Source organism: Micromonospora ureilytica, from assembly GCF_015751765.1.
GTDB lineage: Bacteria > Actinomycetota > Actinomycetes > Mycobacteriales > Micromonosporaceae > Micromonospora > Micromonospora ureilytica.
On the sequence record NZ_JADOTX010000001.1, the window covers coordinates 6,063,368 to 6,079,111 of the forward strand.

At 71.0% G+C, this 15,744-nt stretch carries 19 protein-coding genes; 9 read left to right on the top strand and 10 right to left on the bottom strand.

What is annotated here, in order from left to right:
• Positions 1-2: 2 nt before the first annotated feature.
• The 6 genes from pstA to IW248_RS27775 form a co-directional block, all read right to left on the bottom strand.
• Complete coding sequence (gene pstA, locus IW248_RS27750; RefSeq protein WP_196929297.1) at positions 3-1,091, bottom strand: phosphate ABC transporter permease PstA; 1,089 nt, start codon at positions 1,089-1,091, stop codon at positions 3-5.
• Positions 1,088-2,179, bottom strand: coding sequence for a phosphate ABC transporter permease subunit PstC (gene pstC, locus IW248_RS27755; protein ID WP_196929298.1), 1,092 nt, complete (start codon positions 2,177-2,179; stop codon positions 1,088-1,090). Before pstC ends, pstA begins: the two co-directional genes overlap by 4 nt.
• Before the next feature lie 34 nt (positions 2,180-2,213).
• A complete protein-coding gene (gene pstS / locus IW248_RS27760; RefSeq protein WP_196929299.1) occupies positions 2,214-3,320 on the bottom strand; it encodes a phosphate ABC transporter substrate-binding protein PstS in 1,107 nt (368 codons plus the stop codon).
• Positions 3,321-3,610: 290 nt separating this feature from the next.
• Entirely contained in the window at positions 3,611-4,537 is a 927-nt protein-coding gene (gene mshD / locus IW248_RS27765; protein WP_196929300.1) for a mycothiol synthase, read from the bottom strand.
• 58 nt (positions 4,538-4,595) lie between these two features.
• Complete coding sequence (locus IW248_RS27770) at positions 4,596-5,471, bottom strand: polysaccharide deacetylase family protein (RefSeq protein ID WP_196929301.1); 876 nt, start codon at positions 5,469-5,471, stop codon at positions 4,596-4,598.
• A gap of 157 nt (positions 5,472-5,628) precedes the next feature.
• Positions 5,629-6,348 (bottom strand): winged helix-turn-helix transcriptional regulator, encoded by a 720-nt coding sequence (locus tag IW248_RS27775; RefSeq protein ID WP_196930392.1) that lies wholly within the window; start codon positions 6,346-6,348, stop codon positions 5,629-5,631.
• Between the two features lie 241 nt (positions 6,349-6,589).
• On the opposite strand from IW248_RS27775, the gene IW248_RS27780 reads away from it, so the two are divergent.
• The 5 genes from IW248_RS27780 (at position 6,590) to IW248_RS27795 (ending at position 10,102) form a co-directional block, all read left to right on the top strand.
• Positions 6,590-7,648, top strand: coding sequence for a hypothetical protein (locus IW248_RS27780; RefSeq protein ID WP_196929302.1), 1,059 nt, complete (start codon positions 6,590-6,592; stop codon positions 7,646-7,648).
• Between the two features lie 104 nt (positions 7,649-7,752).
• Positions 7,753-8,541 carry an LmeA family phospholipid-binding protein gene (locus tag IW248_RS27785; RefSeq protein WP_196929303.1) on the top strand — a complete coding sequence of 263 codons (789 nt, stop codon included), beginning with the start codon at positions 7,753-7,755 and terminating at the stop codon, positions 8,539-8,541.
• A gap of 105 nt (positions 8,542-8,646) precedes the next feature.
• Positions 8,647-8,724 (top strand): Ms5788A family Cys-rich leader peptide, encoded by a 78-nt coding sequence (locus IW248_RS33925; protein ID WP_310503780.1) that lies wholly within the window; start codon positions 8,647-8,649, stop codon positions 8,722-8,724.
• A gap of 206 nt (positions 8,725-8,930) precedes the next feature.
• The gene (locus IW248_RS27790) at positions 8,931-9,779 is read left to right on the top strand and encodes a sulfurtransferase (RefSeq protein WP_124820320.1); all 849 of its coding nucleotides are present in this window, start codon (positions 8,931-8,933) and stop codon (positions 9,777-9,779) included.
• A gap of 2 nt (positions 9,780-9,781) precedes the next feature.
• The gene (locus IW248_RS27795; protein WP_196929304.1) at positions 9,782-10,102 is read left to right on the top strand and encodes a DUF1416 domain-containing protein; all 321 of its coding nucleotides are present in this window, start codon (positions 9,782-9,784) and stop codon (positions 10,100-10,102) included.
• Positions 10,103-10,172: 70 nt separating this feature from the next.
• Here IW248_RS27795 and IW248_RS27800 read toward each other — a convergent pair whose 3' ends face one another.
• Positions 10,173-10,379, bottom strand: coding sequence for a hypothetical protein (locus IW248_RS27800; protein WP_196929305.1), 207 nt, complete (start codon positions 10,377-10,379; stop codon positions 10,173-10,175).
• A 305-nt stretch (positions 10,380-10,684) separates the two neighbouring features.
• On the opposite strand from IW248_RS27800, the gene IW248_RS27805 reads away from it, so the two are divergent.
• Entirely contained in the window at positions 10,685-11,131 is a 447-nt protein-coding gene (locus IW248_RS27805) for a winged helix-turn-helix domain-containing protein (protein ID WP_196929306.1), read from the top strand.
• Positions 11,132-11,202: 71 nt separating this feature from the next.
• Positions 11,203-12,066, top strand: coding sequence for a hypothetical protein (locus tag IW248_RS27810; RefSeq protein WP_196929307.1), 864 nt, complete (start codon positions 11,203-11,205; stop codon positions 12,064-12,066).
• 19 nt (positions 12,067-12,085) lie between these two features.
• On the opposite strand, the gene IW248_RS27815 is transcribed toward IW248_RS27810, so the two are convergent.
• From IW248_RS27815 to IW248_RS27825, 3 genes are all read right to left on the bottom strand, one after another.
• Positions 12,086-14,140: an amylo-alpha-1,6-glucosidase gene (locus IW248_RS27815; RefSeq protein ID WP_196929308.1), complete on the bottom strand. Its 2,055-nt coding sequence runs from the start codon at positions 14,138-14,140 to the stop codon at positions 12,086-12,088.
• Positions 14,137-14,517, bottom strand: a complete 381-nt coding sequence (locus IW248_RS27820; protein WP_196929309.1) for an SCP2 sterol-binding domain-containing protein — start codon at positions 14,515-14,517, stop codon at positions 14,137-14,139. The genes IW248_RS27815 and IW248_RS27820 overlap by 4 nt, the downstream gene beginning before the upstream one ends.
• A gap of 79 nt (positions 14,518-14,596) precedes the next feature.
• Positions 14,597-14,971 carry a DsrE family protein gene (locus IW248_RS27825; RefSeq protein ID WP_112584197.1) on the bottom strand — a complete coding sequence of 125 codons (375 nt, stop codon included), beginning with the start codon at positions 14,969-14,971 and terminating at the stop codon, positions 14,597-14,599.
• A 12-nt stretch (positions 14,972-14,983) separates the two neighbouring features.
• Between IW248_RS27825 and mtfM the strand changes: the two genes are divergently transcribed.
• Positions 14,984-15,088, top strand: coding sequence for a small membrane protein MtfM (gene mtfM, locus IW248_RS33585; RefSeq protein WP_030327764.1), 105 nt, complete (start codon positions 14,984-14,986; stop codon positions 15,086-15,088).
• Between the two features lie 55 nt (positions 15,089-15,143).
• On the top strand, positions 15,144-15,731 hold the full coding sequence (locus tag IW248_RS27830; RefSeq protein ID WP_124820326.1) for a heme-binding beta-barrel domain-containing protein: 588 nt from the start codon (positions 15,144-15,146) through the stop codon (positions 15,729-15,731).
• Positions 15,732-15,744 lie beyond the last annotated feature (13 nt).

Genomic DNA, 15,744 nt, shown 5'->3' on the forward strand with positions numbered 1-15,744 from the left:
GTTCATCGGCTGAGCCTGTTGCGACGGGCCAGCAGCTTCGCCGCGATCGTCAGGATGAGCACGAGGGCGACCAGGGTGAGTGCCGCGGTCCACGCCCGTGCCGGGGCGTACTTCGACGCGTCACCGGCCTGCTGGTAGACGAAGAGGGACAGCGACGACTGGTTGTTCTCGAAGGGGTTGGTGTTGATCGCCGCGCCGCCGCCGGCGACCAGCAGCACCGGCGCGGTCTCGCCGGCCGCGCGGGCGATGGCGAGCATGACGCCGGTGACGATGCCGGGCAGCGCCGTCGGCAGCACCACCCGCAGGATGGTCTTCCACTTGGGTACGCCGAGCGCGTACGCGCCCTCGCGCAGTGGCGCCGGTACGAGGCGGAGCATCTCCTCGGTGGACCGGACGATGGTGGGCAGCATGAGCACGCTCAGCGCGAGCGCGGCGGCGAAGCCGGAGAAGCTGGGCCGACCGTCGTTGAACCACGGCGACACGACCAGCACCCAGAACGCCAGCACGAAGAGGCCGGAGACGATCGACGGGATGCCGGTCATCACGTCCACGAAGAACCGGATCGCGAAGGCGAACTTGCCCCGGCCGTACTCGACGATGTAGATCGCGCAGAGAACGCCGAGCGGGACGGTGATCAGGGTGGCGATGCCGACCTGCTCCAGCGTGCCGACGATCGCGTGGTACGCGCCGCCGTTGGCGTCCCGGGCCCCGATGTTGTTCATCGAGGTCTGGAAGAAGTTGGCGTCCAGCCGGTCGGCGCCCTTGCTGACAAGCGTCCAGACCACCGACACGAGTGGCAGCACCGCCAGCACGAAGGCGGAGTGGATCAGTGCGCTCCAGGTGCGGTTGCGGGCCGATCGGCGCCCCTCGACCGCGTTGGCGGCGGCGAAGAGCCCGACCAGGTAGAGGATCGCGCCGAGGACGACCACGAGGACCGGGCCGCCAATGCCGGTGCCGTAGACGATCACGGCGGAGAGTGCCAGGGCCGCCACGGCGATGGCCGGGGCGGCGTACCAGGGCAGCCGCTTGGCCCGCAGCGAGTCGGGCTGGGCCGGCGGCCGGGTGCGGTGGGAGGTGACGGTTGTGGTCATGCGGCCGACTCCGTGAACTCCCGGCGGCGGTAGATGATCGCCCGCGCCGTGATGTTGACGATCAGCGTGATGGCGAACAGCACCAGGCCGGAGGCGATGAGCGCGCCCCGGCCGGTCTCGTTCGCCTCGCCGAACGCGTTGGCGATGTTGGCGGCGATGGTGTTGCCGCCGTTCTGGATCAGGTTGAACGAGATGCCGAAGGTGATGCCGAGGGTCAACGCCAGGGCGATGGTCTCGCCGAGCGCCCGGCCGAGGCCGAGCATCATCGCGGCGATGATGCCGGGGCGGCCGTAGGGGATCACCGCGGTGCGGAGCATCTCCCAGCGGGTGGCGCCGAGGGCGAGGGCGGCCTCCTCGTTCGCCGTCGGCGTCTGGAGGAACACCTCGCGGGAGAGCGAGGTGATGATCGGCAGCACCATGATCGCGAGTACCAGGGCGCCCAGCATGACGGACGCCCCAAAGGGGCCGTCACCGCCGAAGAGCGGGATCCAGCCGAAGTGCTGGTTCAGCCAGACGGAAAAATCCCGGACCGGGCTGCTGAAGACGTCCCGTCCCCAGAGACCGAAGACCACGCTCGGCACGGCGGCGAGCAGGTCGACCAGGAAGCCGAGCGCGGTGCCCAGCCGGCGCGGCGCGTAGTGCGAGAGGTAGAGGGCGATGCCCAGCGCCACCGGCACCGCCATGAGCAGTGCCAGCGCCGAGCTGAGCACGGTGCCGAAGGCGAGCGCACCGATGCCGAACTTCGGCTCCGTCTCGTTGGGCGACCAGCCCTCGTAGGACCAGAAGTTCTCGGTGTTGGCGCGTAGGGCCGGCACCGCCTTGACGACCAGGAAGATCGCGATGGCGGCGATGATGACCAGAACGGCGGTGCCGGCGGCCAGGGTGAGACCGCGGAAGGCCCGCTCGGCGCCGAACCTACGGCTGCGCGGCAGCGCGCCGCCGCCGCCCAGCCCGGTGCCGCCCGGGGAACGGGTGCTGACTGGTGCCTCGGCCACACGCGCCGAGGCACCGACGGGCCACTCGTGACTCTGGGTCACGCGCGTCCCGCCGGTGCCGGCGTCGGCCGAGCGGTGGGGGGTGTCACCCATCTGCTCGCTCGATTCGATTGCGGAGTGGTGTCGGTCAGGAGATGTTCTTGACCGCGGCCTCGACCTTGGTGCGGACGCTTTCCGGCAGCGGGGCGTAGCCCAGCTCGGTCATGGCAGCCTGGCCCTCGGTGCTGGCGGCGTAGCCCAGCAGACCCTTGACCAGCGGCAGCTTGTCGGCCGCGAGGCCCTTGCTGCAGACGATCTCGTACGTCGCCAGGACGATCGGGTAGGCCCCGGCCTCCTTGGTGTTGTAGTCGATCTTCAGCTTGAGGTCGTCGCCCTGACCCTCGACGGCAGCACCGGCGATGGTCTTGCCGGCCGCCTCGGCGGTCAGCGCGGCGAACTCGCCGTTGCCGTTGCCGATCTTCGACATCTTCAGACCGGCGTTCTCGGCGAACGACCACTCCATGTAGCCGATGGAGCCGTCCGCGCCCTTGACCCGGCTGGCCACGCCGTCCGAGCCCTTGGCGCCGGTGCCGCCCGGTGCCTTCCACGCCTTGGCGTTGCCCAGGGTCCAGTCGCTCTCAGCGGTCTTCGACAGGTACTTGGTGAAGTTGTCGGTGGTGCCCGACTCGTCCGAACGGTGGACGGTCTGGATGGTGGTCGCCGGGAGCTTGGCCTCCGGGTTGTCGGCCTTGATCGTGGCGTCGTCCCACTTGGTGACCTTGCCGGCGAAGATCTTCGCCAGGGTGGCCGGCTTGAGCTGGAGGTTGTCCACGCCGCTCACGTTGTAGGCGACGGCCACCGGGCCGATCACCATCGGCAGGTGGATGGCCTTGCCACCGACGCACTTGGCGTCGGCCTGCGGCTGCTCCTCCGGCTTGAGCGCGGAGTCGGAGCCGGCGAAGTCGGCCGTCCCGGCGATGAACGCCTGGATGCCGGCGCCCGAGCCGCTGGGCTCGTAGTTGATCGTGACACCCTGGCACTTCTGCTGGTACGCCTTGATCCATTCGGCCATGGCGTTCTTCTGCGCCGACGAGCCCTGGGCGTTCAGCGTGCCGGTAGCGCAGTCGACCGCGGCGGCCGAGCCCGAAGCGTTCGCGCCGGAGGCGGGCTCGTTGTTGTCCGAGCCGCATGCACTGAGGCCGAGCGTCGCGGCAAGAGCGAGGCAGGCAATAGTGCCGTACCGCTGGAGCTTCACCTGAGGGGTTTCCCTTCGCGTCTGACTTGGCGCCCCGATCCCGGGGCCCGAGGACCGGCACTGACCGGCTGACACGAAAGTTAGAAGTGCCAGGTAGCCGGTTCGCCGGTCGCAAGTGAACGCAAGGTGAACACGTACGGCCACTCAGATGACCGCTTGCTGAGGGTGAGTTGTCCGTTAAGTGAACCGGGATACACCTGTCGGATGTATGGGTATATTTCCGGTTCGTCGTTATGTTGCCGACGCCCGGCCGTTACCCGTCGGTGACCCGGTCGGGGCGACGCCGCCGGTCAGCCCAGGTGGTAGTTGATGTGCGCGGACCAGCGGGCGAAGCCCAGCCGTTCGTAGAGCGCCACCGCCCCGGTGTTCGAGTCGTCCACGTAGAGCATCACCCGGTCCAGGCCGCGCTTGTCCCGCAGGTGTGTCAGCCCAGCGGTGGTGAGGGCCCGGCCGAGCCCGCCGCCGTGCGCGGTCGGCTCCACACCCAGGACGTACACCTCGCCGATCCGGGCCGACCCCGGCCGCTCGTGCACCTTGGTCCAGTGGAAACCGAGTAGGCGGCCGGTCGCGGTCTCCTCGGCGAGCAGGAAGCCCGCCGGGTCGAACCACGGCTCGGCGAGGCGTACCCGCAGGTCGTCCGACGTCCACCGGCCCTGCTCGGGGTGCTCGGCGAAGGCCCGCGCGTTGAGGGTCAGCCAGGCCGAGTCGTCCGCCCCGGGTCGGAACGCGCGCAGCACCACCCCGTCGGGCAGGCGCGGCTCACCCAGCGGGGCGGCCAACGGTCGGCGCAACTGCCAGAGCACCCGGGCGCGGGTGAAGCCGAGGTCGACGGCGAGCGCGGCGGCCGAGGGGTGGTCGCCGTGCGCCCACGCCCGCAGTGGCCCGGTGGCCGAGGCGAGTACGCCCCGGGCGAGCGCCCGCCCGGTGCCACGTCGCCGGTAGGCGGGGTGCACCACCAACTCGACCCCGATCCCACCGATCGGGTCGGTGGTGTCCAGGTGCGCGTACCCGGTGAGGGTGCCGTCGTCGGCGCGGGCGATCAGATGCACGGCGGGGGCGTCGGCGTCGCGCAACCGGAGCAGGACGTGCTCGTCGAGAGGGTCCGCTCCGTCCGTGTCACCGGCGGCGCTGGCCAGGGCCAGTACGTCGGCGATTTCCGCCGCCGCCAACCTGTCGCTCCGGGTCACCTGGTCGCTGGTTGGCTCCGCGCTGCTCATTCCGCCACCGTATCCGCTGCGCGTCGTGGCGCCCGGACCGTCGCCCCAAAGCAGCGGCTCACGTCGGATCGGTGGGGAGTGCCTCCAACTCGAAGCGGGCGGTCAGGTCGGGCAGGATCCGGCGCAGCGCCTCGACAGTGCCCTGCCGGTCCCCACCGGCGTCGTGCAGCAGCACCACCGAGCCCGGTTCGGCCTGGCTCAGCACCGTCGCGCTGATCTTGTTGGCGCCGGGCAGCTCCCAGTCCGACGGGTCCACCGACCAGTGCAGCGGGGTCATGCCGAGTTGCCGCGCCACCGACACCACCGGGTATGTCCAAGCCCCGCCCGGCTGGCGGTACCAGACGATCGGCGCGTTCGGCACCGCCGCCCGGATCGCCGCGTTGGTGCGCAGAAGGTCGGAGCGGATCGCGTCGGCCGACCGGGCGCCCAGGCCGACGTCGTGGTGCCAGGAGTGGTTGCAGAGGGTGTGCCCGGCGTCCACGATCGACCGGACCAGGTCGGGGTGGTTCTGCGCGTTCTCGCCGACCACGCAGAACGTGGCCTGCACGTCGTACTCGCTCAGGAGGGCGAGGACCTGCGGGGTGTAGCGCGGGTCCGGCCCGTCGTCGAAGGTCAGCGCGAGCCGCGGGCTGCCGGTGGTGGCGTGCGCGCCGAACAGGTTGTCGCCGCCGGCGTCTCGTCCGGACCCGTCCTGCCCGGTCTCGACCGGGCCGGCGCTGTTGCTGGCGCTGACGCTCGGGGTTCCGCCCGGCTCGCCAACGCTGGGTTGGTCGGCGTAGTGCGGCCCGTCAGCGCTCGTGGTGACGCCTGTGGAGTGCGGAGGCGTCTGGTCGGGAACGAGGCTGCGGCCCAGCACGTACGCCGAGCCGAGCAGCCCCGCCACCACAAGCGTCACGATCCCCGCGGCCCGCGCGGTGGAACTGCCCCGCGTCACGACTTCCGCCCGGCTCGCCGGCCACGCCGGCCGGTCGCCCCCGTGTTCAGTGCGCGCACCATCACCCCTTTCTACGACAAACCCGGCAGTCAGAATAGAACTGCCAAGCCGCGCAAAAAGGGCATATGGGAAATCGGCCGGGGTGGTGGTCCGCGGATCAGACCGGCAGGGACACGTGCTCCGCCTCGGCCAGCGCCCGCGACGGCGGAACGACGAACTTGTAGCCGACCTGGCGAACGGTGCCGATCATCGACTCGTACTCCGAGCCGAGCTTGGCGCGCAGTCGCCGGACGTGCACATCCACGGTGCGGGTGCCGCCGAAGTAGTCGTAGCCCCAGACCTCGCGCAGGAGCTGGTCCCGGGTGAACACCCGGCCCGGGTGCTGGGCCAGGAACTTCAGCAGCTCGAACTCCTTGTAGGTGAGGTCGAGGGGGCGGCCCTTGAGCTTGGCCGCGTAGGTGTCCGGGTCGATGTTCAGCTCGCCGGCACGGATCGATCCACCCGCGCCAGCTGTCGCGTTGCTGAGCCGGCCCACCGCCAGCCGCAGCCGTGCCTCGACCTCGGCGGGGCCGGCCGAGGCGAGGATGACGTCGTCGACACCCCAGTCGGCGTTCAGCGCGATCAGACCGGCCTCGGTCACCACCGCGACGAGCGGCACGCCGAGCCCGGTGGCGTGCAACATCCGGCAGGTCGCCCGGGCCTCGCTCAACTCCGATCGGGCGTCCACCATCACCGCGTCCGGGCTGGGGCCCGCGACCAGTGTGCGAACATCACGCGGCGCGGTGCGAACCGAGTGCGGCAGCAGGTCGAGTGCCGGCAGCACAGCCGACGGTTCACCTGCGCGCGCGGTCACCAACAGCAGGATCTCCACGATCACCTCCGTCCCGGCGGCGCGAGGCCGCACGCGACCAGTCGCACTCATCAAGGAGTGCGCTGAGAAATTGCGTGGTCCCGGCGTCGCTGACGGGCGGGTAACGCGTTGAGCGTAACCGATCGCCTCGGCCGCGCCGTCAGGCCGTTTCCCGTTTGTCTATCTTGCCCCTGATCGTGGCCCGGATTTTAACGTCGCCGAAACCCTTGACCACCGCGTCGGGCCGTCGGTCTGGCACGATCGGGTCGTGTTTCCCTCCACCTCGCCCGAGGCCGGCCGCGAATCGTGGCCCGCCGGGCCCCAACCGGGCCCGGCCGCCGCAGCGACGCGCGGCCAACCGCCCGGGCCGCGTACCGGTCCGGCCACCACCGATGGCGATCGCCGCGAACGGGGTGGGCCTCGCCGTGCCCGTCGCGCCGGCGAGCCGGCCCGCCGATCCGAAGACGAGATCGACGAGCCGGAAGAGGAGGTCATACCCCCGGTCGAGGTGCACCGCCAGCTGGCGCTGACCATCGCCGGTTTCGCCGCGCTGCTCGGCGTGGGCCTGGTGCTCGGCGCGCAGACCTCGGGCCCCGGTCACCGGCTGCCGTTCGCCTTCATCATCTTCGGCGTCCAACTGCTGTTCGTCCTCGCCTGGACGATGGCCATGCGTCCGCCCGCGTTGCTGGTGGTCGCCGGGATCAGCGCCGCGGTCGCGGCCCTGGCCGACATCGCGGCGGTGCAGACCGACGTCGCCGGCCTGGCGCCGCTGGGCTACCTGGCCGCAGGCGGGTTCCTCGCCGCGGTGCTCGGCCAGCTGGTTCGCCGGGTCGACCGGGTTCGGGTCACCGACTCCCTCGGTGCCACGCTGCTCATCGTCGTCGGGGTGGTGGCCTTCGGCACCCTGATCGTGCTCAGCCGGATTCCGGCCGGCACCCAGGCGATCACCGTCTGCCTCACCGCGAGCGGTGTCGCGCTCACCGTCGCCCGGCTCACCGACGCCGTGCTGCCCTGGCCCCGGCTGGCCCCACAGGTGCCCCGGGGCGCCGCCGGCGTGGTGGCCGGCGCGATGGTCGGCACGTTGACCAGCGCCCTCCTCGGCAGCTACCTGGTGGCTCCCTTCACGCCGACCCGGGCCGCCGTGATCGGCCTGGTCGCGGCGGTCACCGCCGTCCTCTCCGACCTCGCAGTGGGGTACGCGGAGGCGGGCCGGTTGATGGCCGGTGAACCGCCCACGATGTGGGTGGCCCGGCACATGCAGGGTCCGCTCGGCGGCTTCGCCCTGGCGGCGCCCGCCGCGTACGCCATGTGCATGCTCTTCCTCTGAGTCACGGTTGAGCGTGGAGCCGGTCGGGTACCTACGGGTGCGCCGCCCTGCGGCGTCGGTACGAACGACCCGTCGCGGCGCGGCGGGCGGAGACAGGAGGCGGCGTGGCGCGGGACTATCCGGTGGACGAGGCGCGACCCCGACGGCGTGGCCGCAAGCTGCTCATCGGGCTGTTCGTTCTGCTCCTGCTGCTGGCGGGGTTGCTGGTGGTCGCCGACCGGGTGGCCGTCGGGGTCGCCGAGCGGATGATCGGCGACCGCGTGCGTCAGGAGATCGCCAAGCAGGGCGCGCAGTCCGCCGCGCCCGACGTGGAGGTGGGCGGAACTCCGTTCCTCACCCAGGTGCTGGATGGCCGTTACCAGCGCATCACCATCAACCTGCGGGACGTGCAGGCCTCGGTCGAGGGCGACGCCGTCCGGCTGCCGGTGCTGGACGTGACCGCCCGCAACGTTCGGGCCTCGCTGGACACCCTGCGCACCGGCCAGGGTGACGTCGTGGCGGACACCGTCAACGGTGCCGGCACGATCAGCTACGAGAGTCTGGCCGCGCTGCTGAACCGCCCGGGGCTGGCCCTCGGCGAGCAGAACGGCAAGCTCACCGTCACGGCCCCGGCCGACATCCTCGGTCAGAAGCTCACCATCAGCGGCACCGCCGACGTCACGGTCGCCGACAACGGCGCGGTCGCCCTGCGATTCAACGACCTGGACGCCGCGGGTCTGCCGAACCTGCCGCTGGCCCGTGCCTTCCTGAGCAACTACGCCAAGAGCATCTCCATCGACGTCCCCCTCCCGGAGTTGCCGTTCCAGCTCGCGGTCCGGGAGGTCCGTCCACTGCCGGAAGGGCTGGCGGTCACCGCCGACGCGAAGAACGTGCCGATCAACTCCGCTGGCTGACGCCGGAGGCGCGGTGGGACGCCGAAATCGTCGGCGTCCCCCGCGATTCCCGGATGGTGGTCGGCCCAGTGGCAGCACGGTCACTGGCTGGTAAGCTCCCTGGCCATGGGGACCCACCTCACCAAACGGCGCGCGGTCGACCTGTGCCGCGTGGCCACCTGCCTGTGTCGCCCCGTCATCTGACGGCGGGGCTGTCTCCGGCCGCCTGACGGCGGCCACCGGCACAGGGTTCTCGCACCCTCCGGTTATCCCACCGAACGCCCGGCAGCGGCGCCGTCGCACGAACCCGTGATCCCGTCCTTCCGCTGGGTCCCGCGCGTGGTGCGACAGATACATCCATCGATTCGCGCGCGTTGGCTCACCATCCATCCTCACCAGGGAGTGATTCGATGAGTCGCGACACCGCACTCGTTTCGGCCGAGTGGGCCGAGAAGAACCTCGACGCCCCGGGCGTCGTCTTCGTCGAGGTCGACGAGGACACCTCGGTCTACGACACCGGCCACATCGCCGGCGCCATCAAGATTGACTGGAAGACCGACCTCCAGGACCAGGTCCGCCGGGACTTCGTCAACAAGACGCAGTTCGAGGCGCTGCTCTCCGAGCGGGGCATCAGCAACGACGACACCGTCATCCTGTACGGCGGCAACAACAACTGGTTCGCCGCGTACGCCTACTGGTACTTCACGCTCTACGGCCACCGCGACGTGAAGCTGCTCGACGGCGGCCGCAAGAAGTGGGAGCTGGACGCCCGCCCGCTCGTCACCGACGCGGTGTCCCGCCCGGCGACCCAGTACGTCGCGCAGGAGCCGGACACCTCCATCCGGGCCTTCCGCGACGAGGTCGTCGCCGCGATCGGCACCAAGAACCTGGTCGACGTGCGCAGCCCGGACGAGTTCGCCGGTCGCCTGCTCGCCCCCGCCCACCTGCCGCAGGAGCAGGCGCAGCGGGCCGGCCACATCCCCACCGCGATCAGCGTGCCGTGGTCCAAGGCGGCCAACGAGGACGGCACCTTCCGGTCCGACGACGACCTGCGCAAGATCTACGGCGATGCGGGGCTCGACGACGGCAAGGAGACCATCGCCTACTGCCGGATCGGTGAGCGTTCGTCGCACACCTGGTTCGTGCTCCAGGAGCTGCTGGGTCACCGCAACGTCAAGAACTACGACGGTTCCTGGACCGAGTACGGCTCGCTGATCGGTGTGCCGGTCGCGCTCGGTGACGAACCCGGGGAGGCCTGATCATGACTCTTCCCGCCGCCGCGAGTTGCGCTGCACCGGACCAGGCCGCGCCGTTGCCGGCCAGCCTGGATCTGGAGAAGGAAACCGTCATCACCGGCATCGTCCGCTCCGCCGAGGCCGAGCCGGTGCCGGGCGCGTACGTCCGGTTGCTCGACTCGACAGGTGAGTTCACCGCCGAGGTGGTCACGTCGGCCGCCGGGCAGTTCCGGTTCTTCGCCGCGCCGGGTTCGTGGACGCTGCGGGCGTTGTCCCGGCACGGCAACGGCGACACCGCTGTCACTGCCGGCCGAGGCGTCAACGAGGTCGCCGTCACCGTCGCCTGACCCACCGCTCTGATCGACCGGGGCCGGTCACCCTTTCCGGGGTGACCGGCCCCGGTCGTTTCCCGCAGCGTCAGTAAGCCCGCATCCTGCTCTGGTTGTCGGCGGGGGCTGAGTCGGGCGGAACCACCTTGTATTGCAGATCCTCCAGCGCCCGAGCGGCGACGCCCGGGGCGTCGCGCACCGCCGCCAGTAATTGCAGCTTGCGCCACTCCTCCCGGCCTTCGCCGACAGCGCTCCGCCATCCCTCGACAGTGTCGACGGAGAACTCCTCCACCACGGCCTGCAGGACATCCTCAACACAGGGCCGAAAGCGGTGTCCGCCGAGCGGGAAGTGGAACTTCGCAAGCCGTGCGTTTGTGTCGGTTCTGCGACAGTGGTTGCGAGTGGTGCGGCCGGGCGAGGCGCGAGCGGGTGTGTCGTGTGGTAACCCGGAGAAATCTCAGCGTCGCCAAGAGTGCGGGCGGACCAATCAAACCCATCGGCATGCGTCACTATCTAGGGGTGGAGATCACAGTTGGTGCGGACAGCGGGGTGTCCGGTCAAGAGGTTCCGATCATCCTTTGCGTCAGCGCGGATGCCTTGATGCTCGATCAGGTGCGGCAACAGCTCGCCGGGGTCTGCCAGCTGGTGAGTTGTGCAGACCTGGTCCAGTTGCGGGCAATGCTGTTCCCGTCGCCGAGTGCCCCGACGCCGGCCGTCTGGCCGGTCACCGAGGCGCAGGGTCTGGTCGAGTGGGGTGAGCTGGTCGTCGACCGGGCCGGCCACCGGGTCACCTGGCGCGGTGATCCGCTCCCGCTGACCCCCACCGAGCGGGAGTTGCTCGCCCTGCTCATCGGCCCGCCGCTGGTGGTGTGGAGCTACGAACAGCTCTGCGCCTCCGTGCGGGGTGGCGTCGACACCGCGGCGTTGCAGTCCACGGTCAGACGGCTTCGCCGCAGGTTGCGGGGCTTGCCGGGCGGGCCGCACGTGCACACCGTGCGAGGTGTCGGCTATCGACTCGACCCGCCGCCCCGGCTGAACGGTCGCTGACCCGCCGTCGCCCCGCCCTGCCGACCGCCTCCGCTGCCGCCCCGGCGGCGTGAGCGTGACACCATGGCCGGGTGAGCGGTGTTGTCCAGACGGGTTGGGCCTCTTCGGCCGGCCCTGCCGCGCCGACACCGACCCGGTCGCGGCGACGTTGGCTGCTGGCCGTGACCGTGGCCTGGGCCGTGTTGCTGGGCGGGCTCACCTGGATGTCGGCGCGGGACGACCCGCCGACCGTGCGCGAACAGCGTTCCCTCGATCAGGCCGGCCCGGTGGTCGATCGGGCGGTCGGCGAGTTGGCCCGTGCGGCTGGTGTTGCCGGTCTGTTGGAGTTGGGCCCGGCGCGGGTCGCGTCCGGTTGTCGGGTCACCCCGTTCGCCGACGGGGCGCGGCTGCGGCGCGAGGTCGGTGTGCTCGCGGCCACCGGTGACGAGCGGGCCGTGCTGGCCGGCATCGCCGAGCGGCTGCCGGCGAGCTGGCGGGCCGGGGTCGGGCCCGGGGTGGACGGCCCCGAACTGCGCGCCGACGCCGGAGAGTTCGTGGCCGTCGAGGGTCGGCCGACAGTCGACGGCCGGGTGCGACTGCTCGTGGACACCGGTTGCCGGCCGGTCGGCGCCGGCTACACGCCGGCCCCGGCCACCGCTGCCGGCCCGGAAACCGCCGCGCTGACCGCCGCGCTGCGGGCACTCGACCGGCCGGGTGATGCTGCTCCGGAGCTGGTCACCGCTCCCTGCCCGGGCGGCGGGCTCGCCCGTACCGCCCGGTCCGCGGACGGGTCCGGCCCGGCGGCCTCGACGGCCGCGCTCGCCACGCTGGCCGGCAACACCCCACTGCTGGACCAACCCCCGGTGTACGCGTACCGCAGCGGTGACGTCACGGTGCTGGCCGAGATCGGCGAGGACGCCACCCGACTGGCCGCCACCGTCGGCTGCCCGGGCTGAGGCGGGCCGCCCGCTCGGGTCACCCGTTGCCCGGCTGATCCTCCGGGTCGCGGCTGCGGCCCAACGCGTCGACCATGCCCCACCGGCCGGGGATGTCCAGCAGCTCGACCCGGCCCATCCCCGGTGGCACCGCCGGGTCGATGATCAGGTGCTCGCCCTGCGGCTCCAACCCCAGCATCACGCGCAGCAGCAGCAGTGGGGTGCCGGCCGACCAGGCCTGCGGGCTGCACGCGGTCGGGTACTCCACCGGGTAGTCGGTGAGGTCCCGGGCGTAGCCGGCGAACGCCTCCGGCAGCCGCCCCTCGAAGTACCGGGACGCCGCCAGCATGGTGTCGCAGAGCAACCCGGCCTCCTCCCGGAAGCCGTACCGCCACAGGCCCCAGGCGATGATCGAGTTGTCGAACGGCCAGACCGTGCCCACGTGGTAGCCGATCGGGTTGTACCGTCCCTCGTCCGAGGCGAGCGTCCGCACCCCCCAGCCGGAGAACAGTCGTGGCCCGAGCAGGTGCTCGACCACCTTGCCGGCGCGCGACTCGTCCACGATGCCGCTCCACAGCAGGTGCCCGATGTTCGAGGTCAGCGCGTCCACCTGGCGGCCGTCGGCGTCCAACGCGAGGGCGTAGTGCTCGCGGTCGGGGATCCAGAAGTCGCTGTCGAACCGTCGTTTGAGGTCGGCGGCCTGCCGCTCCAGCTCGTCGGCGAACTCCGGGTCGTTCCAGAACTTCCGGGCCAGCCGGGCCGCCCGGATCTTCGCGTCGTACGCGTAGCCCTGCAGTTCGCAGGTGGCCCGGGGGAAGCCGGGCAGCTGACCGTCGGCGTACGAGATGGCGTCCCAGGAGTCCTTCCAGCACTGGTTCTGCAGACCGCTCTCCGGGTTGCGGGTCTGGTACCAGAGGTAGCCGGTGCCGAGCAGATCACCGTAGGTGTCGATCCACTCCAACGCCGCGCGGACCTGCGGCTCCAGCTTGCGGACGAGCGCGGTGTCACCGGTCCACCGCTCGTACTCGTCGATCAGGATGATGAACAGGGGCGTCGAGTCGGCCGACCCGTAGTACGGCGAGTGTGGCTGCTCCTCGAAGCCGGCGGTCTCGCCGTACCGCAGCTCGTGCAGGATCTTGCCGGGTTCCTCGTCCCGGAAGTCGTCCACCCGCTGCCCCTGTAGTCCGGCCAGCATCAGGATGGTCGGCGGGACCAGCTCCGGCAGGAACGGCAGCACCTGCAACGAGGTGATGATGCTGTCCCGGCCGAACAGCGTCATGAACCAGGGCAGCCCCGCAGCGATCAGCCGTACGCCCAGGGCGATCGACTCGTAGCGCAGCGCGGCCAGGTCGTTCAGGCTGCGCCGGTACGCCCCGGCCAGCGGCTCGCAGTCGCAGCCGAGCTTCGGCGCCCGGTCGATCAGCTCCTGCTGCTCGGCCCGGATGGCGTCCGCGCTGCGGCTGCCGCCGTACGGGAGGGTGGCCCGGATGTCCTCGCCACGGGCGCCGTAGACGACGCTGGACACGTGCAGCCGGGTGGTCCACCTGCCGTTGCGGGCTATCCGGATCCGGAAGGTCATCCCGGTGTCGTCGACCTGCGCCGGCGCTGTGGTGCTGACCACCATCTCCCGGTGGAACGCCTCCCGCCGGTAGGTCAGCCGCAGCTCGTTCTGGGCGACCGTGACTGTGGTCCGGCCCCGCTTCTGCCGAGAAAACTTGATCTCGAACAGGTCGGCGAAGTCGGCCCCGATCTCGATCCGGACGGTGCACTCGACCTCCGCGCCGAGGTGGTTCAGCACGGTCAGCTCCTCCTCGAAGCTGCCCACGATCGCCCGGCTGCGGATCACCGACACCTTGGCGTCCAGATAGTGCGTGGGTTCGCCGGGGGCGAGGAAGAACTTGGTGCGGTACGACTCGGCGTCGTCGACGGAGAGGGCGTGCAGCCGTTGGCCGTCCAGGGTGAGCACCCACGTGGACAGGAAGCGGGTGTCGAAGGAGAACAGCCCGGTGGGGAAGTCGTAGGACGGCTCGATGTCCCCACGCCGATCGCTGACCAGGAAGGTGTTGCCGTCCAGAATGCTGACGAGGTCTTTCACCCGAGTCGCCCGGCTGCTCGGCGGGCCGTTTCGCGGGGGTCGCGGGTACCGGGCGGGTCCGGAAAGAACCGGCGGAAGGCGAGGAAGAGCACCACGTTCCCGCTGAACGTGCTCTCGTTGCGCAGCACCGCCGCGACCCCCTGGGCCTCGCCGGTGATCAGTCGGTCGAAGAGGGCGGCGCTGCTGTACCAGATGGCGTCGGCCGGGCCACGCCCGCGGCTGACCTGGACGAACCCGGGCCGCATCCGGACCAGCCAGTGTTCGGTCCGGTGGTCGTCGCCGAGGTCGATCTGAAGGGTGCCGTCGGCCAGGCCGCCAAGGACGTCGGGGGCGCGCGACGGCAGTGCTTCGAAGAACCTCTCCGCCGCCTCGGTCACATCCGAATCGTAGGCAGCCGTCCGAGATGTCGGGTCGGTATCGGCACTCCGCTCGTATCGACCCACCGCCGCCGTGCGGTCAGTAGACGAGTGCCTGCGCGCCCTCGGCCAACGCCTCCTCGACGAAGACCGCGGCACCGGCGATCCGGACCCCGGGGAGTACGTCGTCCGGGCCGATCTCCCGGCGGGCCGCGCACTGCGTGCAGGCGGTCACCCGGCCGCTGGTCAGGATGACGTGCAACAACTCGGCCAACGGGGCGGAGTGCGGCAGGTCGAACTGCTGGGCGCGACCGGGCAACGCGAACCAGGTCGACTCACCGGTCAGCCAGAGCGAGACGTCCACCCCGGCCGCCACCGCCGTCGCGGCGACGGTGAATGCCTGCGCGCACCGCTCCGGGGCGTCCGCCCCAGCGGTGGCCTTGACGACGAGAGTGCGGGCCATGTGGCCCAGCATAGGATGGCCGGGATGGTTACCGAGATCGGGTTTGTCAGCCTGCTGGTCGCTGGCCTGGGCGGGCTCGCCGGTGGCCTGGTCTACCTTGCCGTACGCATTTCGAGAGGACGCTGGTGAGCGCGAGGAGTGAGCCGGGCCTGCGAGCCCCGCAGTCGCGAACGAAGGTGTCAGAGTGAGCGAGAACCCGCTGCAGCCACCGTGGCTGAACGCGCCGCCGGTCGAGGAGTACCCGTTCGAGGAGAGTCACGACCTGCGGGTCGGGCCGAAGCTGCACCCCGCGCTGGATGCCCTGCTGCCGTACATCGGTCTGTGGCGTGGTCGGGGCAAGGGCGGTTTCCCCACCATCGAGGATTTCGACTACGCGCAGGAGATCCGGATCAGCCACGACGGCCGACCGTTCCTGCACTACGAGTCGCGTGCCTGGATCCTCGACGAGCAGAGCAAGCCGGTCCGTCCGGCCGGTCGCGAGGTCGGCTGGTGGCGGCCGGTGCTGGTGGACGGGCGGGCGACCGACGAGCTGGAGGCGCTGCTGACCACCCCGACCGGGGTGATGGAGCTGCACCTGGGCAAGCGCACCGGCACGCAGCTCGAGTTCGCCACCGACGCGGTGATCCGGACTCCGACCGCCAAGGACGTCACCGGCGGGCACCGGCTCTTCGGCATCGTCGAGGGTGCGCTGCTCTACGCCCAGGAGATGGCCGCCATGGGGCACGGGCTCAGCCCGCACCTCTCGGCCCGACTCGTCCGGGTCGGCGGCTGACCTCCACGGGTCG